This is a genomic window from Streptomyces sp. NBC_00203 (assembly GCF_045206325.1).
Classification (GTDB): domain Bacteria; phylum Actinomycetota; class Actinomycetes; order Streptomycetales; family Streptomycetaceae; genus Streptomyces; species Streptomyces lutosisoli.
The window spans coordinates 2,676,050-2,702,694 of sequence record NZ_CP108126.1; the positions used below are offsets into that span (position 1 = coordinate 2,676,050).

The following is a 26,645-nucleotide window of genomic DNA, read 5'->3' on the forward strand; positions in this document are numbered from 1 at the left end:
CCCTGAAGGCGCGGGGCTTCGCCCCGCGATCCCCCGCCCGCCCCGGGGTCTTTTAGGGGCGCGGGGAACTGCGCAATCTTTTACACCAGCCCCCACCCACCCGCACCCGAGACACAACCCCCGGGGTCGAAGGGGCGGAGCCCCTGGGGATGGGACGGGTAGGGGCGGCGGGGGCGAAGAAAGTGGTCCTTACGCCTGGCGTACCCGCAATGCTCGGGCCAGGTCGTCGAGTTGGTCGGTGAGTTTGCGGCGGAGGGCGGGGGTGGGGTCGGCGTCGCGGAGGCAGGTCTCGCCGAGGGTGAGGGTCGAGTCGGAGATGGCGTGGACGGGGAAGGCCCAGCGTCCGGCGGCTTCGGCGATGGCGGGGCCGCGGCGGGCGGCGAGCGCCACGGCGTCGGCCCAGTACCGCTCGACGTACTCCCGTACGAGGTCGGCCTGTTCGGGCTGCCAGAAGCCTTGCGCGGTGGCGGTGAAGAGGTAGTTGGAGAGGTCGTCGGTGGTGAACATCGACTCCCAGGCCGCACGCTTGGCCGCCGGGTCGGGCAGCGCGGCCCGGCAGCGGGCGGCGCCTTCCTGGCCGGTGGCGCTGGGGTCCTGGACGAGTTCGGCGTCGATGACGGCGTCGTCGACGGCGCCGAGGACGGCGAGCCGGCCGAGGATGCGCCAGCGCAGCTCGGGGTCGAGTTCGGGGCCGCCGGGGACGGTGCCCTCGGAGAACCAGGCGCTGATGGTGTCGGGGTGGGCGGCGACGTCGATGAAGTGGCGTACGGCGGTGAGCCGCAGGCCGGGGTGGGAGCCGTCCTCGGTGCGGCGGATGAGGTCGCGGCACAGGTCGGTGAGGGTGGCGAGGGCGGCCGGGCGGTCCTCGGCGGTGAGGAAGCGGTCGGCCACGTGGGCGGTCGCGAAGGACAGGACGCCTTGGACGAGGGCGAGGTCGGTCTCGTGCGGGAGGTGGGCGCGGGCGGCGTCCACGTAGGCCATGGCGGGCAGTTCGCCGTCGCGTACGGCGTCGCGCAGGGCGTTCCAGACGACGGCGCGGGTGAGCGGGTCGGGGAGGCCGGAGAGGGCCGTACGGACGGTTTCGAAGGACTCGGGGTCGAAGCGGACCTTGGCGTAGGAGAGGTCGCCGTCGTTGAGGAGGAGCAGGGCGGGGCGTTTGCCGATCGCCTCCGGTTCGGCCTGGGGGACGTCGAGGTCGAGGCGTTCGCGGAGGGTGAGGCGGCTGCTGTCGGTGAGGTCCTGGTCGTAGACGCCGACGGTGATGCGGTGCGGGCGGCTGCCGTCGCGGCGCACGGTGAGTGTGTGGCTGCCGTCGGTGCCGGCCTGGGTCGTCGGGGTGAGGGTGTCGACGCCGGTGGTGCGCAGCCAGGCGTCGGCCCAGGCGTGCACGTCGCGTTCGGTGGCTCCGGCGAGGGAGTCGATGAAGTCGGCGAGGGTGGCGTTGGCGAACTTGTGGCGGGCGAAGTGGGTGTTGATGCCGGCGAGGAAGTCCTTCTCGCCGAGCCAGGCCACGAGTTGGCGCAGGGCGGAGGCGCCCTTGGCGTAGGAGATGCCGTCGAAGTTGAGCATGGCGGACGCCGTGTCGGGGACGGCTTCCGGGTCGGGGGCGACGGGGTGGGTGGAGGGGCGCTGGTCGGCGTCGTAGCCCCAGGATTTGCGGGCGACGCCGAAGTCGACCCAGGTGTCGGTGAAGCGGGTGGCTTCGGTGAGGGTCTGGTAGCCCATGTACTCGGCGAAGGACTCGTTCAGCCAGATGTCGTCCCACCAGCGCAGGGTGACGAGGTCGCCGAACCACATGTGGGCCATTTCGTGGGCGATGACCATGGCGCGGGTCTGCCGCTCGGTGTCGGTGACGGCGGAGCGGTAGATGAACTCGTCGCGGAAGGTGACGAGTCCGGGGTTCTCCATGGCGCCGGCGTTGAACTCGGGGACGAACGCCTGGTCGTAGGAGTCGAAGGGGTAGGGCTCTTCGAACTTCTCGTGGTAGCGGTCGAAGCAGGCGCGGGTGATGTCGAGGATCTCGTCGGCGTCGGCGTCCATGTGGGGGGCCAGGGAGCGGCGGCAGTGGATGCCGAAGGGGAGGCCGCGGTGCTCGGTGCGTACGGAGTGCCAGGGGCCTGCGGCGACGGCGACGAGGTAGGTGGAGATCAGGGGGGTGGGCGCGGCTTTCCAGCGGCCTTCCCCGAGGTGTTCGGTGACGCCGTTGGCGAGGACGGTCCAGCCGTCGGGGGCGGTGACGGACAGGTCGAAGACGGCCTTCAGGTCGGGCTGGTCGAAGGCGGCGAAGACGCGCTGGACGTCTTCCATGAACAGCTGGGTGTAGAGGTAGGTCTCGCCGTCGGTGGGGTCGGTGAAGCGGTGCATGCCCTCGCCGGTGCGGGAGTAGCGCATGGCGGCGTCGATGCGCAGCTCGTGCTCGCCGGCGGTGAGGCCGGCCAGGGGCAGCCGGTTCTCGTGGAGGGTCTCGGGGTCGAGGGGCCGGCCGTCGAGGGTGACGGAGCGCAGCTCGGCGGGCTTCAGCTCGACGAAGGTGTCCGCGTCGGTGCGGACGGTGAACCGGATGACGGTGCGGGAGTCGAAGGTCTCGTCCCCGCGGGTCAGGTCGAGCTCGATCCCGTAGTGGTGGACGTCGAGGAGCTTGGCACGGGTCTGCGCTTCGTCGCGCGTCAGTACGGACATGAGGACATGCTGCCTGATGGGTCCCACAGCGCACAGGGGCGGTCCGGTACGCGGCGTATGTCCTCTGCGGATATGGCGTATGTCCGCTGCGGTTATGGGGTGCGGTCCTGCTCCAGCGTCTCGTTGCGGGGATCGCGCTGGACGGGGACGCGGGTGTCGGGGTGTGTGAGGGCGGGGCCGGGGGTGTGTTCCTTGATCAGGGCGCGCAGTTCGCGCACTTCGTGTTCCAGGCTCTGGTGGCGTTGGTGGGCGTCGTACAGGTAGCGGACCTTGGTGCGAAGGGCCCAGGGGTCGATGGGTTTCATGACGAGGTCGGCGACGCCGAGGTTGAAGGCGATGGAGGTGAGTTCGGTGTCCGGGCCGAAGCCGGTGAGCAGGATGATGGGGATGTGCTGGGTCTGCTCCAGGCGCCGCATGTAGCGGACGACGTCGAGGCCGCTGACGCCGGGCATGCGCACGTCGAGGAGGAGCAGGCCGACCTGGCCGCGCAGGACTTCCTTGAGCGCTTCGTCGCCGCTGGTCGCCCGCGCGACCTGGTAGCCCAGCGGGGCCAGGGCGCTCTCCAGGGCGTACAGCGTGTCCTCATGGTCGTCGACGATGAGGATCCTGGCATCCGACGGCATGGCCCGACGTCCCCTCGTTTGGACATTCCAGCTTATGCCCGTACGGACTCACGATGCGGGTCTGTGGTTGTGGCAGGGAGTGCTCCGCGCAGGATGCACGCTCGGAGCGCCCGGTGTCACTCCCCCGTGGCGGCGGTGGTGTTGCCGGTGCCGTCCGCGATGCGCTCGTGGTGGCGGATGACCTCGGCAATGATGAAATTCAGCAATTTCTCGGCGAAGGCCGGATCCAGCTTGGCGTTCTCGGCGAGGCGGCGCAGCCGGGCGATCTGGTGGGCCTCGCGGGAGGGATCGGCGGGCGGCAGCTGGTGGGCGGCCTTGAGGTGGCCGACCTGCTGGGTGCATTTGAAGCGCTCGGCGAGCATGTGGACGACGGCGGCGTCGATGTTGTCGATGCTGTCGCGCAGCCGGTCGAGTTCGGCGCGGACGGCGGGGTCGACTTCCTGGGGCTTGCTGGTGGTCATGACATCCAACCCTACGGGGCGTGCGGGGGCTCGATCATGGGTGGACTGTCGGGGTCGGGGATCTGGTTGCTCCAGCCGCCGGGGACGGTTCGGCCCTGCCGGTCGCGGAAGCGGACGGGGGCGATGCCGACGCGGCGGGTGAAGAGGCGGGAGAAGTAGGCGGGGTCGTCGTAGCCGACGCGGCGGGCGACGGCGGCGACGGGGAGTTCGGTGGCGGCGAGGAGTTCTTTGGCGCGGCCCAGGCGGATGCCGAGGAGGTAGTCCTTGGGGCTGCATCCGGCGCCGCGGCGGACGGCGGTGCGCAGTTCGGCGGGGGTCATGCCGTGCCGGGCGGCGTGTTCGGCGACGGACAGGGGCTGGAAGGCGTCGCGGGCGAGGGCCTGGAGGACTTCGTCGCCGTCGGGGGCGAGGTCGGCGCGGGCGCGGCGCAGGGCGACGAGGAGTTCGTGGACGGCGGCGCCGGTCTCCACTTCCAGGAGGGGGTTGCCGCGGCGGGCGGCGCGGGCGATGCGGCCGACGACGGTGCGGGCGGCGCCCGCGTCGGCGAGCGGTACGACGGGCCGGTCGGGTTCGATGTAGCCGAGTTCGGTGTACGTGGCTGTCGCGGGTCCGGTGAAGTCGACGAAGCACTCGTCCCAGCTGGGGTCGGGCCCGTAGTGGTGTGGTGCGCCGGGGGTGAGCCAGATCAGGGCGGGTGCGGTGACGGGGTGGCGGTGTCCGTCGGGGGTGCGGTACCAGCCGCTGCCCGCGCTGATGACGACGGCGACGTGGTGGTCGAGGGTGCGGGGTCCGACGACGGGCAGTTCGCCGTACTGGAGGCCGACACCGAGGCAGGCGAGGCCGAGGCGGTGGTGGGCTGGAGCGGGAGTGAAATAGCGCATCCAGGTGTGGTACATCCCGTTTCCTCCTGCCCGGCTCGGTACTGCTTGCGTCCAATCAGCGACGATCTTTGTCCATGGACGTGGCCGGCCGCCAGGGGTGATCGTGTGCCCATGAGCGAGTTCACGGTGGGGGACACGGATTTTCTGCTGGACGGACGCCCGGTGCGGCTGCTGTCGGGCGCACTGCACTACTTCCGGGTGCACGAGGAGCAGTGGGCGCACCGGCTCGGGATGCTGCGGGCGATGGGCCTCAACTGTGTGGAGACGTACGTTCCGTGGAACCTGCACGAGCCGCGCCCCGGCGACTTCCGGGACGTCCAGCAGCTGGGCCGCTTCCTGGACGCGGCCCGGGAGGCCGGGCTGTGGGCGATCGTGCGCCCGGGCCCGTACATCTGCGCGGAGTGGGACAACGGCGGGCTGCCGCACTGGCTGACGGGGAAGCTCCGCACCCGGGACGCGGAGTACCTGGGGCACGTGGAGCGCTGGTTCCGTGTCCTGCTGCCGGAGATCGTGGCGCGGCAGACCGACCGGGGCGGGCCGGTGCTGATGGTGCAGGTCGAGAACGAGTACGGCAGCTACGGCTCGGACCAGGTGTATCTGCGGTGGCTGGCGGACCTGCTGCGGGCCGAGGGGGTGAGCGTGCCGCTGTTCACTTCGGACGGGCCCGAGGACCACATGCTCACCGGCGGTTCGGTCCCCGGCGTCCTGGCGACCGCCAATTTCGGCTCCCACGCGCGCGAGGCGTTCAAGACGCTGCGCCGCCACCGGCCCGAGGGCCCGTTGATGTGCATGGAGTTCTGGTGCGGCTGGTTCGACCACTGGGGCGCCGGCCATGTCGTACGGGATCCCGGGGACGCCGCGGACGCGCTGCGGGAGATCCTGGAGTGCGGGGCGTCGGTCAACCTCTACATGGCGCACGGGGGCACGAACTTCGCGGGCTGGGCGGGTGCCAACCGGGGCGGCGGCGCACTGCACGACGGCCCGCTGGAGCCGGACGTCACCTCGTACGACTACGACGCGCCGATCGACGAACTCGGGCGCCCCACGGAGAAGTTCTGGCGCTTCCGGGAGATCCTCGCCGGGTACGCGGACGGGCCGCTGCCCGACGTACCGTCGCCGCCCGCGCGGCTCGGTACGTCCGCGCCGGTCGTCCTTCGGGAATGGGCCTCCCTGGACGCCGTACTGGAGTCGTCGGGCGACCCCGCGGGTGAGTATCCGGTGCCGCCGACCTTCGAGGAACTGGACGTGGACCGGGGCCTGGTCAAGTACGAGGTGACCGTGCCCGGTCCCCGGCAGCCGTATCCGCTCATGCTGCGCGGGCTGCGGGATCTCGCGGTGGTGTACGTCGACGGTGTGCGGGCCGGGGTGCTCACCGAGGAGGAGCCGCAGCTGAAGGAGCCGGTCGCGGGGCACGCGCGCGTGGAGCTGTGGGTGGAGTCCTTGGGGAGGGTCAACTACGGGCCGCGTACGGGTGAGCCGAAGGGCGTCACCGGGGGTGTGCTGCACGAGCGGCAGTATCTGCACCGGGTGCGGGCGCGGGGGCTGCGGCTGGACGCGCTGGACGACGTCGGGCGGGTGCCTTTCGCGGGGCTCCCGGGGGACGGCGCCCCCGGTCTGTACCGCGGCACCGTCGAGGTGCGCGGCGCCGGGGACGCCCTGCTGGAACTCCCGGGCTGGACCCGGGGGTTCGTGTGGATCAACGGGTTCGATCTGGGGCGGTACTGGTCGGTCGGACCGCAGCGGGAGTTGTACGTTCCCGGTCCGGTCCTGCGTGAGGGCGTGAACGAGGTGTGGGTGCTGGAGCTTCAGGAGACGTCGTTCACCTCGGTCACCTCGAACGAGTCCAGCGCGAACTCCGCCGAGCCGTCGTCCCCCACCTTGCGGAGCCCGACCCAGGCCTCGCCCTCGCCGGGTGCGGTGAACTCGTAGGCCAGTTCGGTGGGCTCGGTGGCCACGGGGAGGGCGGTGCGGTCGAGTTCGGTGGTCGTCGCTCCCTGGTCGGCGGCGGTGATCCAGGCGTACTGCCCGGCCTTCTCGTTCTCGTAGCGGAAGGTGACCCGGTAGCGCTTGCCCGGCTCGAACCGGACCGTGTGCGGGACGGTCCGGTAGACCAGGCCGTCGTTCTCGCCTCGTGACTTGAGGGACTCCGAGCCGTCGATGACGTCGTCGATCGCCTTGCCGTTCCAGCCGCGCTGGGTGAACGGGGCGTGCCGCTGGGCGATATGGGTGCGCGGGTCGGTTGACCCGCCCGCGTCGCCCTTGACGAAGGGGCCCCAGCCCTGGGGGACGTTCTCGAAGTCCTCGAAAACGAGGGTGCCCTGCTTCGAGGGCTGCCGTGCGGGCACGACGCGGACGTTGTCGAACCGCACGCGCGCGTGCCCGGCGTCGGCGCGCAGGGTGAGGTCGACCCGGCCGCCGCCCTCTGGCACGGTGAAGTACGTGACCATCCGCTGGAAGCGGGTGCCGTGCTTGCGGTCGGCGGCGACGTAGTTGCCCGCGGTGGAGGTCTTGGTCCAGTTGACGGCCGTGACACCGTCGGCGGTACGCACCTGGAGACAGGCTCTGCGGGTGTCGTCCGCGCTCTCGCCGACCTCGACCTGGACGGAGGCGGCGTACGGGCCGGGCTTGAGGCGGGTGAGCCGCTGGGCGACGGTGGCCGCGCCGCCGGAGGCGATCACCAGCTCGTAGTCGCCGAGATCGCTGAGCTGGACGGAGGCGGGGCCGCTGACCGTCCAGCCCTTCAGGGAGCCGGAGTTGAAGCCCGGGTCGTGGAGAGGGGTGGCCTGGCCCCAGGCGGGGTCGGGGGTGTCGGAGACTCGGGTGCGGTGGAGGACGTACGGCTGCTTGGGCGTGGCGTCGAGAGTGACCTTGCCGTCACGTACGGGGACGTACTTCTGGAACACCCGGCCCTGGTCGGTGAGCCGGTACAGGGCGATGCGGGCAAGGCCCTCCCAGGCGCGCGGGAGCTGCCAACTGGTGCTGCCGCCCTGGGGGTTGTAGTGGTAGAGCTTCGTGGGCCGCTTCGGCTCCCAGGGCAGGAGGTAGCTGCCGCCGTCGTAGACGAGCCGTCCGTCGGTGGTGATGCGGCGGGTGCCGTCGGCGTCCGACACCGATGTGGAGCCGAAGAAGGTGATCTCGTGGTCGGCCCACGTCCTGACCGGGAACGCCTGGAGGTACTTGGCGGGCAGTGAGTGGGCCCAGATGAGGTCGTAGAAGTAGGTCCAGTCGGTCTTGCCGGTCCAGCCCTCGAAGTTGCCCATGCGGGCGATGCCGAGCAGGGTGGGCCACTTGTCGGCGAAGACGTCCTTCTGGTGGTTGCGGATGAAGCGGATGAGCTGGGAGTTGATGCCGCGGGAGGTGTCGGGGCCGTAGTCGGTCTCGGTCGCCCAGTGCGACCAGAGCGAGGAGCGCTCCAGGCCGTGGCCCCATTCGGAGGTGACGTGCCAGCCCTGGTCGCGCAGGGCGCGCTGGAGGCGGTCGGAGGTCCAGCCGGACTCGCGGAAGACGTCGATGTAGAGGGAATTGAGGGCCGGGTCCGCGTCGCGTCGCAGGTCCGCGAAGCGCTGGGCGATGTCGCCGGAGACGAGGTCGCGGCGCTGGTCGATCCGGTAGGACTGGTCCAGCCAGTCCCACTGCTCGTTGGTCTTGTCGACGAGGGTCTCGGAGAAGGCGTGGGCGACGGGGTAGGACTCGGTGGCGTTGACGTGGACGGCGAAGCCGCTGTTCCACTTCTTGCCTTCCCTGACCAGGGTGTTGAGGTCGTCGAGGCCGCCGGCGCGCTGGTTGTAATTGCCCGCGTAGTCGGGGTGCGCGGAGTCGTGTCCTTCGGACTGGTAGCCCTTGAGGAGCGTGAACTGCCGTAGTCCGTCGGTGGCGAGGGAGATCCGCTTGACGTTGTCGAGGGTGACGAGGAACGGATTGGTGGCCTGCGAGGCGAAGTTGAAGGGGATGTGCGGGACGACGCGCAGATGGGTCTCGTCGGCTCCGAGCGGGGTGACCATGATGTCGCGGAAGGCGATCGCCGCGTCCTGCCAGTCGATCACGCCGTCGCCGTTGCGGTCGCCGGTGACGATGACCGTGGCGTACGGGAGGGGTTCGGTGTCGGTCGCGGTCGCGGCGCGGTGGGTCCACTGGCCGGGGGTGAGCTGGGCCTTGACGTAGCCGTCCTTGCGGATGGTCTGGCGCCAGAGGCGGCCGTTCTCCCAGGTGGTGCCGTCGGCGCTGACGGGTTTGTCGTAGACGGTGTTCGTCTCGACGGCGCCGGCGAGTGCGTGGTGCGCGACGACGGCGTACGCGCATCCGGTGGCGGTGTCGGCCGGGCTGTCGGCGGTCGGGGTGAGCAGGGTGTCGCCGCTCTTGGACTTGTCCAACTGGATGCGGGCGGCGAGGAGTTGGGCGCCGGGCTGGTCGCTGCGGACGGAGAGCAGGGCGAGGCCGGGGATGCGGAGGGTGCCGACGGGGAGGGCGCCGGTGTCGGCGATCTCCGTGACGCGCCAGGTGACTTGACGGTCCGTCACTGCTATCTCGACGTCGATGGTGGTGCCGCCGTCGAAGGCGAGGCGGTACGCGACCGCGGTGTCGCCCGCCGTGGTGGTGACCGTCGGGGTGCGCTCGGCGTTGTCGATGAGGACGGAGGTGACCTCGTCCTCCTGGCCGTGCAGGACGGCGCCGGTGGCACGGTCGGTGTAGGAGACGATCCGCGGGAAGGCGGCGGCGACGCGGACTTCGAGGGCGCCGGAGCGGATGGTGATGTCTTCGCCGGAGGCGGTGGCCGCCGAGGCCGCGCCGGGCGTGCCGAGCGCGGCCCCGATTCCGACGGCGGCGCTCGCCGCGACGACGGCACGGCGGGTGGGGGCGAAGGTGTCCGAGGGCATGGCTGAGGGCTGCAAGGCACTCCTCCTGGGGGCGGCGTTCCGTGCCGTCAGCCTGCGCCGCGTGAGGTGAACGTGCCCATGGACAAAGGAGGGACAGCAGTTGGACTAACGGGACCGGCGCAGCGGGGCGCCCGCAACCGGGGTCACGGGCGCCCACACCCTCAGACGTACGTACGTGCGACGATCGCGGCGCCTACAGTCCGGACGCCGCCCGGGCTATGTCGGCCGCGAACGTCGAGACCTCGCTGTACACCCCGGGGTACCCGGGTTCCGCGCAGCCCTGGCCCCAGCTGACGATCCCGACCTGGATGTAGGCACCCGTGTCGTCCTTGCGGAACATGGGCCCGCCGGAGTCGCCCTGGCAGGTGTCGACTCCGCCCTGCTGGACGAATCCGGCGCAGATCTCGTCACCGGGGACGAGATCGCTGCCGTACGCCTGCTGACAGGTGGCGTCGTCGACGAAGGGGACGGTGGCCTTGCGCAGGTAGCGCTGCTGGCCGCCGCCCTCGCGGGTGGCACCCCAGCCGGCGACGGTGAAGTTGCCGTTGTTGTACGCGGTGGTGGTGGCGATCTTCAGGGTGGGCTGGCTGATCGGCGTGGCGAGTTTGATCAGCGCCCAGTCCTTGCCCTTGCCGTTGTAGCCGGGCGCCTGGAGCACCTTCGTCGACTTGACCTTGATCGCGCTGCTGCTCTGGAGGTCGACGACGCCGGCGGTGGCGGTGATGGAGGTGTTGTTGCCGGAGCCGTCCACACAGTGCGCGGCGGTCAGGACGATGTTCGGGGCGTACAGGGCGCCGCCGCAGCCCATGGAGAGCCGCACCATGAACGGGAACTCGCCCTGCGCGGCCCGGGTCCCGCCGACGACGGGCGCGGGCGCGGCCTGCGCGGACAGCGGCTGGAGAGACACCGCGGCGAGCGTGACCGCTGCGATGGCGAGCACTCTTCTGATGACGCCGGACTTCTTGAGAGACTTCAACGTGCTTCCTTTCGTGGGGGGTTGAACGCGAGGCGGGGGCCTGCCGGCATGGCCCGCCGAAGTGGCCCTCCGGCAGCCATGGCATGCCCCTGCCAAGCTGGTGGGGATTATGGGGACCCTCGCGCACCCCGGGCAAGGGCCGCATTCCGGCCAGACAGGGCACGGCGCGCCCGCGCACCCCCCGCCGCCGGGAGGAACCCGGCTTAGAGTGGAAGCCACTGCTGTGGAATCCAGTGCTGGCGTCTTCAGGGGGTGCGGACGTGGCGAACGGCGGACCCGTCAAGCACGGCTACCCGCATCTGGACACGGTGCGGGCGTCGATCACCGCGCTCTACAAGCGGCTCTCGTACGACACCATCCACACCTTCGCGACCAGCGTGGCCCCCGTCGACGTGGCCTTCGCCGACACCGACGACCTGCACCTGGGCGCACAGCGCGTGGCCCGCGAGATGGTGCGGCACTACCGGCTGCCGGACGCCCGGATGATCATCGGCTTCCGCGAGATGACCCACGCGGCGAACGTCGAACTCGCCGCGGGCCCCGAGTACTTCATCGAACTCAACGACCGCTTCCGCACCCACCGCAGGGACATCGGCGCCGCCCTCGCCCACGAAGTGATGCACGTCTATCTGCACCGCCTCGACCTCTCCTTCCCCGGCACCCGCGACAACGAGATCCTCACGGACACGGCGGCGACATATCTGGGCGCGGGCTGGCTGCTCCTCGACGCCTACCGCGAGGACGCGGCCTCCTCCCAGAAGCTGGGGTATCTGACGCCGGAGGAGTTCGGGTACGTCCTCGCCAAACGCGCCCTCGTCTTCGGTGAGGACCCCTCGATCTGGTTCACCAGCCCGCAGGCGTACACCGCGTACACCAAGGGCATGGCGCAGGCCCGCCACGACGAACAGCAGCCCCCGCTGACCGCCGCCGGCTGGACGGGCCGCCGCCGCTACGCGAAGGACCGCCGTCACGCCCAGGACCACCACTCCTCCGGCCCCCACCTCGGCGTCCCCTACGACTTCACCCCCCACGGCCGCGGTCCCCTGCACGTGTCCTTCCCCTGCCCTACCTGCCACCAGCGGATCAGGGTGCCGGTGCGCGGCCGGGTACGGGCGCGGTGCGCGCTGTGCCGGACGGTGCTGGAGTGCGACACGTAAAAGCGTGAGCACGTATGGGGTGAGCTCAGGGCTGAGCACGTAAGGGGTGAGACAGAACACCCCAAAAGGCTTTGCCTCCCGGGTCCTTCGCGAGCGAGGGTCGAAGGATGAGCACGAACGACCCCGCGGCGCGTCTCTTCACCGCTGTGTACGAGGGTGACGAGGACGCGGTCGTACGGCTGCTGCGCTCCGGCGCGAGTCCGGAGTCGGTGGACAAGGACGGCCAGACGGCGCTGTATCTGGCGGCGGTGAGCGACCAGCCCGGCATCGTACGGCTGCTGTTGGCGACCGGCGCCGCCCCCGACCGGCTCAGCCAGGCGACGGACGCTCCCCTGTGCGGCGCGGCCTGCGGCGGCCATACGGCGGTCGCCCGTGCCCTGCTGGCGGCCGGGGCGTACCCGGACACGGTGGAGGCGTTCGGCTTCACGGCCCTGGCCTGGGCGGTGCGGCGGGGCCACGCTCCGGTGGTGGAGACCCTTCTCGCGGCCGGCGCGGACCCGAACCGTCCCGGTCCGACCGGTGAGCCACCGCTGGTCGCCGCCGCGCGGCGGGGGTCGCTGGGGTGCGTACGAGCCCTCCTCGCCCAGGGAGCCGAAGCGAGGTCCGAGGCCCTGGCGGAGGCCCGCCGCTGGGTTCCCCTGGACGTGGAAGCCGGACTCCGCGCGGGCCTGGAACAGATCCACGGCCCGGGCCACGAGTCGGTCGCCCATCGCCACCCGGAGGACAGCGGCATCACCATCGAGGTCCAACTCCTCGACACGGAGGGCCGCCCCTTCGCCGGCGACGACCAGCAGACGGCCCATGCCGAGATAGCCACGCTCCTGGGATCGGGATAGGCCGGTTCTTCGGCTGCGGGTGGGTGGGGGCCGGCCGCGCAGTTCCCCGCGCCCCTTAAAAGAACCCGGGGCGGGCCAGCGGTTGTTTAGGGGCGCGGGGAACTGCGCGAGCAACCCCCACTGTCCCGCAGCCGACGAACCACCCCGCATTTCAGGGGCGCGGGGAACTGCGCAGTCTTTTAGCGGGGGTCTGGGGGCGCAGCCCCCAGGAACGGATGATCGCGCTACCGCGATCCGTACACCGCCCCCGGAACCTCCGCCTCCGCCAGCAGCTTCAACGTGGCCTCGCCCGCCTCCGACGGCGTCCACCTCGCCCCCTTGTCCGCGGTCGGGCCCGGCCGCCAGCCCTCCATCACGGTGATCCGTCCGCCCTCGGTCTCGAAGACACGGCCGGTGACGCCCGCGCTCGCGGCCGAGCCGAGCCAGACCACCAGGGGTGAGACGTTCTCGGGTGCCATGGCGTCGAAGCCTGAGCCGGGGGCCGTCATGGTCTCGGCGAAGGTCTGTTCGGTCATCCGGGTGCGGGCCGCGGGAGCGATCGCGTTGACCTGGACGCCGTACCGCCCCATCTCGGCGGCGGCGACGAGCGTCAGGCCGATGATTGCGGCCTTGGCGGCGCTGTAGTTGCCCTGCCCGACCGATCCCAACAGCCCTGCTCCGCTGCTGGTGTTGACGACTCGGGCCTGTGGTGTCCGGCCCGCCCTGGTCTCCGCCCGCCAGTGCGCCGCCGCGTGCTTCAGCGGCAGGAAGTGCCCTTTGAGGTGGACGCGCAGCACGGCGTCCCAGTCGTCCTCGTCGAGGTTGACCAGCATCCGGTCGCGCAGGAACCCGGCGTTGTTGACGAGGGTGTCGAGACGGCCGTACGTCTCCAGGGCGGCGCCGATGAGGGAGGCGGCGCCGTCGGTCGTCGCGATGTCGCCGCCGTGGGCCATCGCTTCGCCGCCCGCCGCGCGGATCTCGTCCGCGACCTGCCGGGCGGGGCTGTCCGGTCCCGGTGTGCCGTCGAGGCCGACCCCGAGGTCGTTGACGACGACCCGCGCGCCTTCGGCGGCGTACGCGAGCGCGTGGGCCCGGCCGAGTCCGCGGCCCGCGCCCGTGACGATCACGACTCGCCCCTCACACAGCAGCCGTGCGCTCATCTCAGTTCTCCTTGTTGGCGGTTGCGGCATCGAGGAAGGCGGGCCGCTCCCCGCCCCCGTGGACGAGCAGCGAGGCCCCGGTGATGTAGGCGGCGGCGTCGGAGGCGAGGAAGACGGCCGCCTCGCCGATGTCGGACGGCTGGGCGAGGCGGCCCAGCGGGACGGTGCGCGCGACGGCGGCGATACCGTCCTCGCCGCCATAGTGCAGGTGGGCCAGCTCGGTGCGGACCATGCCGACGACCAGGATGTTGACCCGGATGTCGGGGGCCCATTCGACGGCCATCGAGCGGGCCAGGTTCTCCAGGCCCGCTTTGGCCGCCCCGTAGGCCGCCGAGCCGGGCGACGGCCGCGTTCCGCTCACGCTGCCGATCATCACGACCGAGCCCTTGGTCCGCTTGAGGTGTTCGTAGGCGGCGATCGATGCGGTGAGCGGGGCGGTGAGGTTGAGCTCGATGACGCGTGCGTGCCGTGCCGCGTCCGCTTCGGCGAGGGGCCGGTAGGGCGCGCCGCCCGCGTTGTTGACCAGGACGTCGAGCCGGGGCAGGGCGTCGAAGAAGGCGTGCACGGCGGCCGTGTCGCGCAGGTCGACGGGCACGAAGTCGGTTCCCTCCACCGGCACTTCGGGCGGCCTGCGCGCGCAGACCACGACGTGTGCGCCCGCCCGTGCGAACGCCCGCGCGATGCCGGCCCCGACCCCGCGGGTGCCGCCGGTGACGACGACGGTCCTGCCTCCGAGATCCAGGTTGTCCACAGGGCCTCCCGCGCGGATGCAATCGCTGCTAGCTTCGAGATGTGCCTAACAAACGTTTGGTGGAAAGGTAGCTGATGCGCGCATGGGTGTCTCCACCTCGTCCCCGGAAAAGGGGATTTCCGTCGTCACGGTCGACTTCCCGCCGGTGAACGCACTGCCGGTGCGGGGCTGGTTCGACCTGGCCGACGCCGTCCGCGCGGCGGGCCGCGACCCCGGGATCCGCTGTGTCGTGCTGACGGCGGAGGGGCGCGGTTTCAACGCGGGCGTCGACATCAAGGAGATGCAGCGGGACACCGGGGGCCATCACACGCTCATAGGCGCCAACCGCGGCTGCTTCGAGGCCTTCGCCGCGGTGTACGAGTGCGAGGTGCCCGTCGTCGCGGCGGTGCGGGGCTTCTGTCTGGGCGGCGGGATAGGGCTCGTGGGGAACGCGGACGCGATCGTGGCGAGCGAGGACGCGACCTTCGGGCTGCCCGAACTCGACCGCGGCGCGCTCGGCGCGGCCACGCATCTGGCCCGGCTGGTCCCGCAGCACCTGATGCGCGCCCTCTACTACACCTCGCGCACCGCGACCGCGGCCGAGCTGCACGCGCACGGCTCGGTGTGGAAGGTCGTGCCGCGCGAGGAACTGCGGACGGCGGCCTTGGAGCTGGCGCGCGAGATAGCCGCCAAGGACGGTCAGCTGATCCGCCTGGCCAAGGCCGCCATCAACGGCATCGACCCCGTCGACGTCCGCCGCAGCTACCGCTTCGAGCAGGGCTTCACCTTCGAGGCGAACCTCAGCGGGGTCGCCGACCGTGTGCGCGACACCTTCGGAAGGGCCGGAGAGGCCGGAAAGATCGAGAAGGAGGGGGCTGGAGAGTGAGCGACAAGACCATGACTCCCGGCGAGGCGGTCTCCCGGCTGCGCAGCGGGATGACCCTCGGCATCGGCGGCTGGGGCTCGCGCCGCAAGCCGATGGCCCTGGTGAGAGCGCTGCTCCACACCGGGATCACCGATCTCACGGTGGTCTCGTACGGCGGCCCGGACGTGGGCCTGCTCGCCGCCGCGGGACGGATACGCAAGCTCGTCACCGCTTTCGCGACGCTCGACTCGATCCCGCTCGAACCGCACTACCGGGCGGCCCGCGAGCGCGGCACCTTCGAGCTGATGGAGGTCGACGAGGCGATGTTCATGTGGGGGCTGCGCGCCGCCGCCAACCGGCTGCCGTTCCTGCCGGTGCGCGCGGGCATCGGCTCGGACGTGATGCGGGTCAACCCCGGCCTGCGGACGGTCACTTCGCCGTACGCCGACGGGCCCTCGGGGACACGGGAGGAGTTCGTCGCGATGCCCGCCCTGCGCATGGACGCGGCCCTGGTCCACATGAACCGCGCGGACCGCCTCGGCAACGGCCAGTATCTGGGGCCGGACCCGTACTTCGACGACCTGTTCTGCGAGGCCGCGGACACGGCGTACGTCTCCTGCGAGCGCGTCGTCGACACCGCGGAGCTGACCAAGGAGGCCGCGCCGCAGACGCTGCTGCTCGACCGGTCGAGCGTGACGGGCGTCGTCGAGACCCCGAACGGCGCCCACTTCACCTCGTGCGTCCCCGACTACGGGCGCGACGAGGCCTTCCAGAAGCTGTACGCCACGACGCCGTACGCCGAGTTCGCCGAGCGCTTCCTCGGCGGCGGCGAACACGCCTACCAGCGCGCCGTCCAGGCCTGGCGGAAGGAGCGGAACCAGTGACCGCGACCCGTGCCGAGTACTGCGTGATCGCCTGCGCCGAGGCCTGGCGGGACAACGGCGAGGTGCTCGCCAGTCCCATGGGCGTGATCCCGTCCATCGGCGCACGCCTCGCCAGGCGCACCTTCTCGCCCGACCTGCTGATGACCGACGGCGAGGCGATGCTCGTCGGCCTCGACGGCACACCGGAGGGCTGGCTGCCCTACCGTCGGCATCTGACGATGGTCACCGGCGGCCGTCGGCACGTGATGATGGGCGCGAGCCAGATCGACCGCTTCGGCAACCAGAACATCTCCTGCATCGGAGACTGGGCCAGGCCCACACGCCAACTGCTCGGCGTGCGCGGAGCCCCGGTCAACACCCTCAACAACCCGACCAGTTACTGGGTCCCCAAGCACTCACCGCGCGTCTTCGTCGAGCGGGTCGACATGGTGTGCGGGGTGGGGTACGACCGCGCCGCCGCGGCGGGCCCGAGCGCCACGCGTTTCCACCGCGTCCCGCGCGTGGTGACCGACCTCGCCGTCCTCGACTTCGCCACGCCCGATCACTCGATGCGCCTCGCCTCGCTGCACCCGGGCGTCACGGTCGAGCGGGTGAGGGAGGCGACGGGCTTCGAGCTGCACGTCCCCGATCAGGTGCCGTACACGCGCGAACCGACGTCACGGGAGCTGGAGTTGATCCGTGAGGTCATCGACCCCCAGGGCACCAGGAACCGCGAGGTTCCCGTAGCGGGAAAGGCCGAGCTCTGATGGAGACCGCGCTGACCCGGCTCGTCGGAGTCCGCCACCCCATCGTGCAGACCGGCATGGGCTGGGTGGCGGGCCCCCGCCTGGTGTCGGCCACGGCGAACGCGGGCGCGCTGGGCATCCTGGCCTCCGCGACGATGACGCTCGACCAGCTCCGGAACTCTGTAAGGGAGGTGGGATCCCGCACGGACCAGCCGTTCGGCGTGAATCTGCGCGCCGACGCGGGCGACGCGGGTGACCGCGTACGGATCGTCATCGACGAGGGCGTGCGCGTCGCGTCCTTCGCGCTCGCTCCCTCGCGCGAGCTGATCGCCGAACTGAAGGACGCGGGCGTGGTCGTCATCCCCTCCGTCGGGGCCCGGCGGCACGCCGAGAAGGTCGCCGCCTGGGGCGCCGACGCGGTGCTCGTGCAGGGCGGCGAGGGCGGCGGGCACACCGGTGAAGTGGCGACGACCGTACTGCTGCCGCAGGTCGTGGACGCGGTCGACATCCCGGTCGTGGCGGCGGGCGGCTTCCACGACGGGCGGGGGCTGGTGGCGGCGCTGGCGTACGGGGCGGCGGGCATCGCCATGGGCACCCGTTTCCTGCTCACCTCGGACTCGACGGTTCCGGACGCGGTGAAGGCGAAGTACCTGGCGGCGACAGTCAAGGACGTCACCGTCACCACGGCCGTGGACGGACTCCCGCACCGCATGCTCCGTACGGACCTCGTCAGCTCCCTGGAGAAGTCCGGCCGTACGAAGGCCCTCGTGCAGGCCGCCCGCCGGGCCGCCGGCTTCCGGAAGCTGTCCGGGCTCTCCTGGCCGCAGATGATCCGCGACGGGCTCGCGATGAAGCACGGCAAGGACCTGTCCTGGAGCCAGGTGCTGCTCGCGGCCAACGCGCCGATGCTGCTGCGCGCGTCGATGGTCGAGGGGCGCACGGATCTGGGGGTGATGGCAGCCGGGCAGGTGGCCGGGGTGATCGACGAACTCCCCTCGTGCGCGCAGCTGGTGGAGCGGATCATGGTTCAGGCGGAGGCGGTCATCAGTGGATTTTCCGCTCTGTCCGACCGCGAAGGTGTTTGAATCCCCCGCATGAATCAGACGATCAGACAGCCTTGGGGTCTCAGTGTGTTCGGCACGGGCAGCGTGCAGGCCGAGCCGCAGCTCGCACGCCTCAAGCTGGCCGTGGACCTGCTCGCGCCGACGGCGGACAAGGCTTTCGACAAGGCGGGCACGGCGGTGTCGGCGCTGCGCGAGACCCTGCGCCGGCACGGCATACCCGACGCGAAGGTGTCGGGCTCCCGGCTCTCACTCAAGTCCGCGTACGACGGATACGGCGCCGACCGCAAGTTCCTCGGCTACCGCTGCATGGCGACGTTCACCATCGAGACCACGAACCTGGACGCGCTGCAGCAGCTGATCGTGGACGCGGTGAACGCGGGCGCGAACCACGTCGACGATGTCCTCTTCGACGTACAGGACAAGTCCGCGCTGCGCGACGAGGCCCGGCGCAGAGCGGTCGAGGCGGCCCGCCGCAAGGCGGGGGTCTACGCGGAGGCCGCCGATGTCTCGCTGGGTCCGGTGGTGCATGTCGAGGACGTGGATCCGGATTCGGTCACGCCCTACCGCGGCCACGGCCAGAATGCCGGCGGCGCAGGCGGCGGCGACCTCGCACCGGGCATGGTGGAGGTCGCGGCCGCGGTGTGGCTGGGCTTCTCGCTGACCCGCTAGAGCTCTTGCGCCCCTGGGCCCCAGAAGGACTCGGGCTCGGGAGGCCTCGGGTTCGGGAGGCCTCGGGTTCGGGGCGGCGGAGGTGTCAGAGCCGTTCGATGATCGTCACGTTCGCCTGGCCGCCGCCCTCGCACATCGTCTGGAGGCCGAAGCGGCCGCCGGTGCGCTCGAGTTCATGGAGCAGGGTGGTCATGAGCTTCACGCCCGTGGCGCCGAGGGGGTGACCGAGGGCGATCGCGCCGCCGTTGACGTTGACCTTGTCGGGGTCGGCGCCGGTCTCCTTGAGCCAGGCGAGGACGACCGGGGCGAAGGCTTCGTTGATCTCCACGAGGTCGATGTCGTCGAGGGACATGCCGGTCTTCTTCAGGGCGTACGCGGTGGCCGGCATGGGGGCCGAGAGCATCCGGATGGGGTCCTCTCCGCGTACCGAGAGGTGGTGGACGCGGGCGCGCGGGGTCAGCCCGTGCTCCCGTACCGCCCGCTCGGAGGCGAGGAGCATCGCGGCGGCTCCGTCGGAGACCTGGGAGGAGCAGGCGGCGGTGATGGTGCCGCCCTCGACGACCGGGTTGAGGCCCGCCATCTTCTCCAGCGAGGTGTCCCGGCGCGGCCCCTCGTCGACGGTCACCTCGCCGTACGCCACCGTCTCGCGCGCGAACCGGCCCTCGTCGATGGCGCGGATCGCCCGCTGGTGGGAGCGGAGGGCGAACTCCTCCTGGTCACGGCGGCTGATGCCCCACTTGGCGGCGATCAGCTCGGCGCCGTGGAACTGGTTGACGGGCCGGTCGCCGTAGCGCGCCCGCCAGCCCTCGCTGCCGGCGAAGGGGCCGGCGGTCAGGCCCAGGGGCTCCGCCGCCTGACGGGAGGCGAAGGCGATGGGTATCTGCGACATGTTCTGGACGCCGCCCGCGACCACCAGGTCCTGGGTGCCGGACAGGACCCCCTGGGCCGCGAAGTGCACGGCCTGCTGGGAGGACCCGCACTGCCGGTCGATGGTGACGCCCGGCACCTCCTCGGGCAGTCCGGCCGCCAGCCAGCAGGTGCGGGCGATGTCCCCGGCCTGCGGCCCCACCGTGTCCAGGCAGCCGAAGACCACGTCCTCGACGGCGGCCGGGTCCACACCGGACCGCTCGACGAGGGCTTTGAGGACATGCGCGCCCAGGTCGGCCGGATGGACACCGCTCAGGCCTCCCTTGCGCCGCCCGACGGGGGTGCGGACCGCTTCGACGATGTAGGCCTCGGCCATGACAACTCCCTCACAGACATGGGTCATTCACGTACGGCGATCCCGTCGAGCACCATCGACAGGTACTGGCGGGCGATCTCCTCCGGGCTGTGCTGTCCGCCGGGCCGGTACCAGGACGCGGCGACCCACACGGTGTCGCGCACGAAGCGGTAGGTGAGCCGGATGTCGAGGTCGGCCCGGAAGACCTCGGCCTCGACGCCGCGCTCCAGGGTGCTCAGCCACGCCTTCTCGAAGTTGCGCTGCGATTCGGCGAGGAACGCGAAGCGCTGCTGGGCCGCGAGGTGCCGGGACTCCTTCTGGTAGATCGCGACGGCGGCACGGTGCCGGTCGATCTCCCGGAAGGACTCGGTGACCAGGGCCTCCAGGGTCTCCCGGGGGCCGAGTTCGGCGTCCAGGACGGCGTCGTACCCGTTCCAGAGCTCGTCGAGGAAGGTCCGCAGGATCTCCTCCAGCATCGATTCCTTGGAGTCGAAGTGGTAGTAGAGGCTGCCCGCGAGCATCCCGGCCTCGTCCGCGATCTTGCGTACGGTGGTGGCGTTGTAGCCCTGCTCGGCGAAGACCTCGGCGGCGGTGTCGAGCAGTTCACGGCGCCGCTCCGGCGAGGCGGTCACCTGGGGCTTCTTCTTGGTAGGCACGGGTCCATTGTGGTCCTCCGCGCCAAAGGACCACGCATGCCGGCCATGGCCTCGCACCTATGCATGCTGGCTGCTGACCGCGACGACTTCTCCGGTCATGTACGAGGAGTAGCCGGACGCCAGGAACACGATCACGTTGGCCACCTCCCAGGGCTCGGCGTACCTCCCGAAGGCCTCGCGCGCGGTCAGCTCCTCCAGGAGTTCGGGCGTGGTCACCTTCACGAGGTGCGGGTGCATGGCGAGACTCGGCGACACGGCGTTGACCCGCACCCCGTACGCGGCGGCCTCGATCGCCGCGCACCGGGTGAGCGCCATGACCCCGGCCTTGGCGGCGGCGTAGTGGGCCTGGCCTGCCTGGGCGCGCCAGCCGATGACGGAGGCGTTGTTGACGACGACTCCCCCGCCGCCCTGCTCCTTGAGCAGCCGCAGGGCCGTCCTCGTACACCGGAACGTGCCGTTCAGCGTGACGTCGATGACCTTCGACCACTGCTCGTCGGTCATGTCGACGAGGTCGGCGGTGCCGCCCAGGCCGGCGTTGTTGACGACTATGTCCAGGCCGCCGTGCAGACCGGCGGCCGTGTCGAAGAGGGCGTGGACCTGGTCTTCGTCGGTGACGTCGCAGGGCAGGGAGGCGACCCGCGCGGCGCCGAACTCCTCGGCGAGCGACTGCTCGCTCTCCTTGAGCCTGCGCGCGTGGGCGTCGCTGATCAGCACGCGCGCGCCCTCCTCCAGGAACCTGCGTGCCGTGGCCCCGCCGATACCCGCTCCCGCCGCGGCGGTGATCACGGCGGAGCGCCCCTTCAGCAGCCCGTGCCCGGGTACGTACGCCGGGCTCTCGACGTCGCTCATGACTCCACGCTAACCTACCAAACACTTGTTAGGGAAGGCTCAGAAGGTTGTCACCGAACGTCGTCCCCGAAGGGTGCCGCCGATGGATCTCGCCCACTCCGCCGCCGACGAGGCGTTCCGCGCCGAGGCCCGGGCCTGGCTCGACGCCCATGTCCCGTCCGTCCCGCTCCCCTCGCTGGAGACCGAGGAGGGCTTCGCCGCGCACCGCGCGTGGGAGGCCGAACTGGCAGCGGACCGCTGGTCGGTGGTGTCCTGGCCCACGGAGTACGGCGGCCGGGGCGCGGACATCGTCCGGTGGCTGGTCTTCGAGGAGGAGTACTACGCGGCGGGCGCGCCGGGCCGGGTCGGCCAGAACGGCATCAGCCTCCTCGCGCCGACGCTCTTCGACCACGGCACACGGGAGCAACGCGCGCGCGTGCTGCCGCCGATGGCCACGGGCGAGGTCATCTGGGCACAGGCCTGGTCCGAGCCCGGGGCCGGCTCCGACCTGGCCTCCCTCACCTCCCGCGCGGTGCGCACGGACGGCGGCTGGCTGCTCGGCGGGCAGAAGACCTGGTCGTCGCGGGCCGCGTTCGCCGACCGCGCGTTCGGCCTGTTCCGCAGCGAGCCGGACACCCCGAAACCCCACCAGGGCCTCACCTACCTGATGTTCGACCTGCGCGCACCCGGCGTGACCGTCCGCCCGATCGGCCGCCTGGACGGCAAACCAGCCTTCGCGGAGCTCTTCCTGGACGACGTCTTCGTCCCCGACGAGGACGTGATCGGCGAGCCGGGCCAGGGCTGGCGGGTCGCCATGTCGACAGCGGGCAACGAACGGGGGCTGACGCTGCGCTCACCGGGCCGCTTCCTCGCCGCCGCCGACCGGCTCATCAACCTCTGGCGCACCCACGCCGACCCCTCGGACACGGCCCTGCGCGACCGGGTGGCCGACGCCGTGATCGGCGCCCGCGCCTACCAATTGTTCACGTACGCGAGCGCCTCCCGCTTCCTCGACGGCGAGAGCATCGGCCCGGAGTCCAGCCTGAACAAGGTCTTCTGGTCCGAGTACGACATCGCGCTGCACGAGACGGCCCTCGACCTCCTCGGCCCGGAGGGCGAGTTGGCGGACACCGACTGGTCCGAGGACTACGTTTTCTCCCTCGCGGGACCGATCTACGCGGGCACCAACGAGATCCAGCGCGACATCATCGCCGAGCGCCTGCTCGGCCTCCCGAAGGGTCGCCGCTGATGCGCTTCCTCCTCGACACCGAACAGCGCGCCTTCGCCGCCTCCCTCGACGCGATGCTGACCTCCGCGAACACCCCTTCGGCCATCCGCGCCTGGGCCGAGGGCGACCACACCCCCGGCCGCGCCCTGTGGTCCCGCCTCGCCGACGCGGGCGTCTTCGCGCTGGCGATACCCGAGGCGTACGACGGAGTGGGCCCCCTGCCCGTCGAACTGGCCGTGGCGTTCGTCGAGTTGGGCCGCCACGGGGTTCCGGGTCCACTGGTGGAGACGGTGGCGGCGGCCGCGCTGCTCTGCGGGCTCGACGAGTCGGGCCCCGCCAAGCGGCTCCTGCCGGCGCTCGCCTCGGGCGAGAGCGTCGCCACGCTCGCCCTGACGGACTCCTACGCGCTCGACGCGGACGCGGCGACGGTCCTGCTCGCCGTGCACGGCGCCGGCCTGCGGCTCGCGCCCGGCCACGGCCCGGTGCGCCCGTCGGTGGACCGGGCCCGGCGCCTCGCCCGGCCGGAACCCGGCGGTGAACTCCTGGCCACCGGCCCCCAGGTCACCCGCGCCGCCGCCCACGCCCTGTGCTGGGCCCGACTCGCGACTGCCGCGCAGGCCCTCGGGGCGGGGCTCGCGCTCCTCGACCGTACTGTGGCGTACGTCAGGCAGCGCACCCAGTTCGGCGTCTCCATAGGCTCGTTCCAGGCCGTCAAGCATCAGCTCGCCGACGCGAGGATCGCCCTGGAGTTCGCGCGGCCGCTCCTGTTCGGGGCCGCCCTGTCGATGACACCGGCAGACGTCGCCGCCGCCAAGGTCACGGCCTGCGAAGCCGCGTACGCCACCGCCCGTACCGCCCTCCAGCTGCACGGCGCGATCGGCTACACGGCCGAGTACGACCTCTCCCTCTGGCTCACCAAGGCCCGCGCCCTGCGCACCGCGTGGGGCAGCCCGGCCGAGTGCAGGGCGGCGGTCCTGGGCGGGCTCAGTGGTGATGGTCCTCGCTCGTGAGCTCCCGGTACTCCTCCACCGTCGGCTTCGGGATCCGCGTGTCCGGTCCGTACAGGGCCCGGGCCAGCCGGGCGCGCAGCCGCCGGGCGGGGCCGACGCGGCGGACCACGCCGTTCGCGTCGACGAGCGGTCCCACCTCGTACGGCGGCGCCTGCTCGTGCTGAGTGAGCGTGAACCGCTGTGCCGGCGTGAGCGGTTCGTGGACCTCGACGTACTCGCCGTGCGGGAGCCGCTTGATGATGCCGGACTCGCGCCCGTGCAGCACCTTGTCGCGGTCCCGGCGTTGCAGCCCCATACAGATCCGTTTCGTCACGACGTAGGCGAGCGCGGGCCCGACGAAGACGGCGACCCGTACGAACCAGGTGATCGCGTTGATCGAGAGATGGAAGTGGGTGGCCCACAGGTCGTTGCCCCCGCCGACCAGCAGGACGGCGTACAGCGTCAGCCAGGCGACGCCGAGGCCGGTGCGCGTGGGCACGTTGCGCGGCCGGTCCAGGATGTGGTGCTCACGTCTGTCCCCGGTGACCCACGCCTCGATGAACGGATAGACGGCGATGGCGGTCATGATGAGCGGGAAGAGCGAGAAGGGGATGAAGACGCCCAACTGGAGGGTGTGGCCCCAGGCGTTGATCTCCCATCCCGGCATCACCCGGATCAGTCCCTCGGAGAAGCCCAGATACCAGTCGGGTTGCGCGCCGGTGGTCACCAGGTCCGGCCGATAGGGCCCGAAGGCCCAGACGGGGTTGATGGTGGCGATCGCGCCCATGATCGACAGGACGCCGAAGACGAGGAAGAAGAAGCCGCCCGCCTTGGCCATGTAGACCGGCATGAACGGCATGCCGACGACGGACTTCTGGTCGCGGCCGGGCCCCGGGTACTGCGTGTGCTTGTGGTAGAAGACCAGGATCAGATGCGCGACCACCAGCCCCAGCATGATCCCCGGCAGCAGGAGCACATGGATGGGGAAGAAGCGCGAAATGATGTCGTGCCCCGGGAACTCCCCTCCGAAGAGGAAGAAGGAGAGATACGTCCCCACGACCGGGACCGACAGGATGGCGCCCTGCGCGAAGCGGACGCCCGTGCCGGAGAGCAGGTCGTCGGGGAGCGAGTAGCCGGTCAGACCGGTGATGAGGCCGAGCATCAACAGGGTCCAGCCGAACAGCCAGTTGACCTCGCGCGGCTTGCGGAACGCGCCGGTGAAGAACACCCGCATCATGTGCACGAGCATCCCGGCGAGGAAGACGAGCGCCGCCCAGTGGTGGATCTGCCGGATCAGCAGGCCGCCGCGCACATCGAAGCTGATGTCGAGCGTGGACTCGTACGCCCGCGTCATGATGATGCCGTTCAGCGGCTTGTACGAGCCGTGGTAGACGACCTCGACCCCGCTCGGCTCGAAGAACAAGGTCAGATAGACGCCGGTCAGGATCAGGACGATGAAGCTGTAGAGGCAGACCTCGCCCAGCATGAACGACCAGTGGTCCGGAAAGACCTTGCGCATGTTGGCCTTGGCCAGCGCGTAGATACCCAGCCGCTCGTCGGCCCAGTCCGCGAGCCGCTCCCCCTTGCCGGTCTCGCCTGGCCGCCCGGCACGCGAAGTCCCGACGGACGAAGTCCTGGCAGTCGAAGTCCCGGCAGTTGAAGTCCCGGCACTCGAAGTCCCCGTAGCCCGGCCTGAGTTGCTCTCTCGCACGCCCATGCACCGCCCCCCTCGGCCCACCAGGGTGGCATGCCACCTCGCCGAAGCCAACGGGGCGTCGTGATCCCGTCGCTCAGTCCCGTGACATGAGAGCGATGACGGCGATGCGGCCCGTCGCGTGCAGCACCGCGTCCTCGTCGGTCAGCAGGGCCGCGTCGTACCGTCCGAGGGTCAGCCCGGACAGCTCGGCGGTCCCGTCGAGCACGACGACCAGTACGGCCGGGTCCGCGGGGAGGGTGAGGGGCGGCCGGGAGTGCGTGATCGTGACGGCCGGGGCCGCCTCGCCGCCCCGGCGCCACATGACGTTGAGGTTCACGACCGGGCCCCCGAGCAGGCGGCAGTCGGTGGGCAGGTCGCCGGGGAAACTCTGGGGCGCGTAGCGGGTGTCGACGCGACGGCGTTCGCCGCCGACGGTCAGGTCCATTCCCTCCCCCTCGACCAGGGTGAGGATCCGGTCCACCTCGGCGAACGCCGAGAACGGCCCGTCGGCGTCGACCTCGGCGAGGCTCACCCGCCACACGAAGTCGCCCATGTCCGCGCCCGGGGGCCATGCGGCGATCTCACGGGTCACCCCGCCGCCGTTCTTCCAGGGCACGGCGACCCGCTCGGCTGCGGGCAGCGGCTGTACGGTCACTGGACGACCCCCCGCGTCCGCGCCGCCGCCAGCCACTGCGGGAACTCGCCCACGAGCCGGTCATACAGCTCTCCGTCGGACACCTTCCGCGGATCCGAACCGGCGTGGAAGAACCCGGCGTTGTCGAGGACCCGCTTCTGCGGCACCGCCAACTCGTCGAGTTTGCGCAGGAATTCGAACTGCCGACTGTCCGGATCCCCGAACCCGATGAACTGCCAGAACAGCGGAAGCTTCGCCGACTTGCACAAGTACCGTTCCGCGGCGTGCTTGTTGATCGGTCCGCCGTCGGTCTGGAAGACGACGAGGGCGGGGTCCTTGGAGCCGCTGTCGAGATAGTGGTCGATGACGGCGTCCATGGCGAGGTGGTAGCTGGTCTTGCCCATGTGCCCGAGCCCGGCGACGATCCCCTCGATACGGCCCTGGTGGTTGTCGAGCGCGATATCGGTGACGGCGTCTATGTCCGTGGAGAAGAAGACGACCGGCACGGTTCCGTCGTCGTCGAAGTGGGCGGCGAGACCGAGCACCCGGTCGGCGAGCGCCTGCACGCTGCCGTCCTTGTAGTACTCCTTCATCGACCCCGAGTAGTCGACCACCAGATACACGGCGGCCCGCTGCCCGTTCAGCCCGTGCCGGGTGAGGGATACCCCCGCGCTCTTGTACAGACTGACCAACGCGGGCGCGGTCTCCTCCACCTTGGTCAGGCTGATCCCGGGCATGCGGGGCTCCCATCGCGCGAGGGTTGCGGAAACGCCGAGATTACGTCACCGCAGGCACCCGGGCACCCTCCGTCCCTCCTGCACACCGGCGT

Annotated in this window: 23 protein-coding genes and 1 pseudogene; 10 read left to right on the forward strand and 14 right to left on the reverse strand. The window is 71.1% G+C overall.

What is annotated here, in order from left to right; all coding sequences use genetic code 11:
- Positions 1 to 189 precede the first annotated feature (189 nt).
- From pepN to OG975_RS12325, 4 genes are all read right to left on the reverse strand, one after another.
- Positions 190 to 2,679 (reverse strand): aminopeptidase N, encoded by a 2,490-nt coding sequence (gene pepN / locus OG975_RS12310; protein WP_406329155.1) that lies wholly within the window; start codon positions 2,677 to 2,679, stop codon positions 190 to 192.
- 92 nt (positions 2,680 to 2,771) lie between these two features.
- Positions 2,772 to 3,302 (reverse strand): two-component system response regulator, encoded by a 531-nt coding sequence (locus OG975_RS12315; RefSeq protein ID WP_406329156.1) that lies wholly within the window; start codon positions 3,300 to 3,302, stop codon positions 2,772 to 2,774.
- A gap of 116 nt (positions 3,303 to 3,418) precedes the next feature.
- Complete coding sequence (locus tag OG975_RS12320) at positions 3,419 to 3,763, reverse strand: chorismate mutase (RefSeq protein ID WP_406329157.1); 345 nt, start codon at positions 3,761 to 3,763, stop codon at positions 3,419 to 3,421.
- An 11-nt stretch (positions 3,764 to 3,774) separates the two neighbouring features.
- Positions 3,775 to 4,659, reverse strand: coding sequence for a helix-turn-helix domain-containing protein (locus tag OG975_RS12325; protein WP_406329158.1), 885 nt, complete (start codon positions 4,657 to 4,659; stop codon positions 3,775 to 3,777).
- A gap of 96 nt (positions 4,660 to 4,755) precedes the next feature.
- On the opposite strand from OG975_RS12325, the gene OG975_RS12330 reads away from it, so the two are divergent.
- On the forward strand, positions 4,756 to 6,573 hold the full coding sequence (locus OG975_RS12330) for a glycoside hydrolase family 35 protein (protein WP_406329159.1): 1,818 nt from the start codon (positions 4,756 to 4,758) through the stop codon (positions 6,571 to 6,573).
- Here the strand turns inward: OG975_RS12330 and OG975_RS12335 are convergent.
- Positions 6,465 to 9,518: pseudogene (locus OG975_RS12335) on the reverse strand (endo-alpha-N-acetylgalactosaminidase family protein); the annotation flags it as partial. The gene OG975_RS12330 and the pseudogene OG975_RS12335 overlap by 109 nt on opposite strands.
- A 193-nt stretch (positions 9,519 to 9,711) precedes the next feature.
- The gene (locus OG975_RS12340; protein ID WP_406329160.1) at positions 9,712 to 10,494 is read right to left on the reverse strand and encodes a S1 family peptidase; all 783 of its coding nucleotides are present in this window, start codon (positions 10,492 to 10,494) and stop codon (positions 9,712 to 9,714) included.
- 260 nt (positions 10,495 to 10,754) lie between these two features.
- On the opposite strand from OG975_RS12340, the gene OG975_RS12345 reads away from it, so the two are divergent.
- Both OG975_RS12345 and OG975_RS12350 read left to right on the forward strand, forming a co-directional pair.
- Positions 10,755 to 11,651 carry a hypothetical protein gene (locus OG975_RS12345; protein WP_406329161.1) on the forward strand — a complete coding sequence of 299 codons (897 nt, stop codon included), beginning with the start codon at positions 10,755 to 10,757 and terminating at the stop codon, positions 11,649 to 11,651.
- Between the two features lie 107 nt (positions 11,652 to 11,758).
- Complete coding sequence (locus tag OG975_RS12350; RefSeq protein WP_406329162.1) at positions 11,759 to 12,487, forward strand: ankyrin repeat domain-containing protein; 729 nt, start codon at positions 11,759 to 11,761, stop codon at positions 12,485 to 12,487.
- A 224-nt stretch (positions 12,488 to 12,711) separates the two neighbouring features.
- Here OG975_RS12350 and OG975_RS12355 read toward each other — a convergent pair whose 3' ends face one another.
- The gene (locus tag OG975_RS12355; protein WP_406329163.1) at positions 12,712 to 13,626 is read right to left on the reverse strand and encodes an SDR family oxidoreductase; all 915 of its coding nucleotides are present in this window, start codon (positions 13,624 to 13,626) and stop codon (positions 12,712 to 12,714) included.
- 1 nt (position 13,627) lies between these two features.
- Positions 13,628 to 14,368 (reverse strand): SDR family oxidoreductase, encoded by a 741-nt coding sequence (locus OG975_RS12360; RefSeq protein WP_406336247.1) that lies wholly within the window; start codon positions 14,366 to 14,368, stop codon positions 13,628 to 13,630.
- Between the two features lie 91 nt (positions 14,369 to 14,459).
- Between OG975_RS12360 and OG975_RS12365 the strand changes: the two genes are divergently transcribed.
- From OG975_RS12365 to OG975_RS12385, 5 genes are read left to right on the forward strand one after another with little or no spacing between them, the layout of a single operon-like run.
- Complete coding sequence (locus OG975_RS12365) at positions 14,460 to 15,242, forward strand: enoyl-CoA hydratase family protein (RefSeq protein WP_406329164.1); 783 nt, start codon at positions 14,460 to 14,462, stop codon at positions 15,240 to 15,242.
- Positions 15,239 to 16,105, forward strand: coding sequence for a CoA transferase subunit A (locus tag OG975_RS12370; protein WP_406329165.1), 867 nt, complete (start codon positions 15,239 to 15,241; stop codon positions 16,103 to 16,105). The genes OG975_RS12365 and OG975_RS12370 overlap by 4 nt, the downstream gene beginning before the upstream one ends.
- Positions 16,102 to 16,851: a CoA-transferase subunit beta gene (locus tag OG975_RS12375; RefSeq protein ID WP_406329166.1), complete on the forward strand. Its 750-nt coding sequence runs from the start codon at positions 16,102 to 16,104 to the stop codon at positions 16,849 to 16,851. The genes OG975_RS12370 and OG975_RS12375 overlap by 4 nt, the downstream gene beginning before the upstream one ends.
- Positions 16,851 to 17,915, forward strand: a complete 1,065-nt coding sequence (locus tag OG975_RS12380) for an NAD(P)H-dependent flavin oxidoreductase (RefSeq protein WP_406329167.1) — start codon at positions 16,851 to 16,853, stop codon at positions 17,913 to 17,915. The genes OG975_RS12375 and OG975_RS12380 overlap by 1 nt, the downstream gene beginning before the upstream one ends.
- A gap of 9 nt (positions 17,916 to 17,924) precedes the next feature.
- Entirely contained in the window at positions 17,925 to 18,563 is a 639-nt protein-coding gene (locus tag OG975_RS12385; protein ID WP_406329168.1) for an SIMPL domain-containing protein, read from the forward strand.
- Positions 18,564 to 18,648: 85 nt separating this feature from the next.
- Here OG975_RS12385 and OG975_RS12390 read toward each other — a convergent pair whose 3' ends face one another.
- Genes OG975_RS12390 through OG975_RS12400 form a run of 3 tightly spaced genes read right to left on the reverse strand, consistent with a single transcriptional unit; the run spans position 18,649 to position 21,290 of the window.
- Complete coding sequence (locus OG975_RS12390; RefSeq protein WP_406329169.1) at positions 18,649 to 19,806, reverse strand: acetyl-CoA C-acetyltransferase; 1,158 nt, start codon at positions 19,804 to 19,806, stop codon at positions 18,649 to 18,651.
- Between the two features lie 23 nt (positions 19,807 to 19,829).
- On the reverse strand, positions 19,830 to 20,441 hold the full coding sequence (locus OG975_RS12395) for a TetR/AcrR family transcriptional regulator (RefSeq protein WP_381256374.1): 612 nt from the start codon (positions 20,439 to 20,441) through the stop codon (positions 19,830 to 19,832).
- A gap of 57 nt (positions 20,442 to 20,498) precedes the next feature.
- Entirely contained in the window at positions 20,499 to 21,290 is a 792-nt protein-coding gene (locus OG975_RS12400) for an SDR family oxidoreductase (RefSeq protein WP_406329170.1), read from the reverse strand.
- A gap of 82 nt (positions 21,291 to 21,372) precedes the next feature.
- Between OG975_RS12400 and OG975_RS12405 the strand changes: the two genes are divergently transcribed.
- Together OG975_RS12405 and OG975_RS12410 are read left to right on the forward strand one after the other, a co-directional pair.
- Positions 21,373 to 22,518 (forward strand): acyl-CoA dehydrogenase family protein, encoded by a 1,146-nt coding sequence (locus OG975_RS12405; protein ID WP_406329171.1) that lies wholly within the window; start codon positions 21,373 to 21,375, stop codon positions 22,516 to 22,518.
- Positions 22,518 to 23,507: an acyl-CoA dehydrogenase family protein gene (locus OG975_RS12410; RefSeq protein ID WP_406329172.1), complete on the forward strand. Its 990-nt coding sequence runs from the start codon at positions 22,518 to 22,520 to the stop codon at positions 23,505 to 23,507. Before OG975_RS12405 ends, OG975_RS12410 begins: the two co-directional genes overlap by 1 nt.
- Here OG975_RS12410 and OG975_RS12415 read toward each other — a convergent pair.
- From OG975_RS12415 to OG975_RS12425, 3 genes are all read right to left on the reverse strand, one after another.
- Positions 23,482 to 25,203, reverse strand: a complete 1,722-nt coding sequence (locus tag OG975_RS12415; protein WP_406329173.1) for a cytochrome bc complex cytochrome b subunit — start codon at positions 25,201 to 25,203, stop codon at positions 23,482 to 23,484. The two genes, OG975_RS12410 and OG975_RS12415, sit on opposite strands and share 26 nt — an antisense overlap.
- Positions 25,204 to 25,276: 73 nt before the next feature.
- The gene (locus tag OG975_RS12420) at positions 25,277 to 25,837 is read right to left on the reverse strand and encodes a HutD family protein (RefSeq protein WP_406329174.1); all 561 of its coding nucleotides are present in this window, start codon (positions 25,835 to 25,837) and stop codon (positions 25,277 to 25,279) included.
- The gene (locus tag OG975_RS12425; RefSeq protein WP_406329175.1) at positions 25,834 to 26,553 is read right to left on the reverse strand and encodes a vWA domain-containing protein; all 720 of its coding nucleotides are present in this window, start codon (positions 26,551 to 26,553) and stop codon (positions 25,834 to 25,836) included. Before OG975_RS12425 ends, OG975_RS12420 begins: the two co-directional genes overlap by 4 nt.
- Positions 26,554 to 26,645 lie beyond the last annotated feature (92 nt).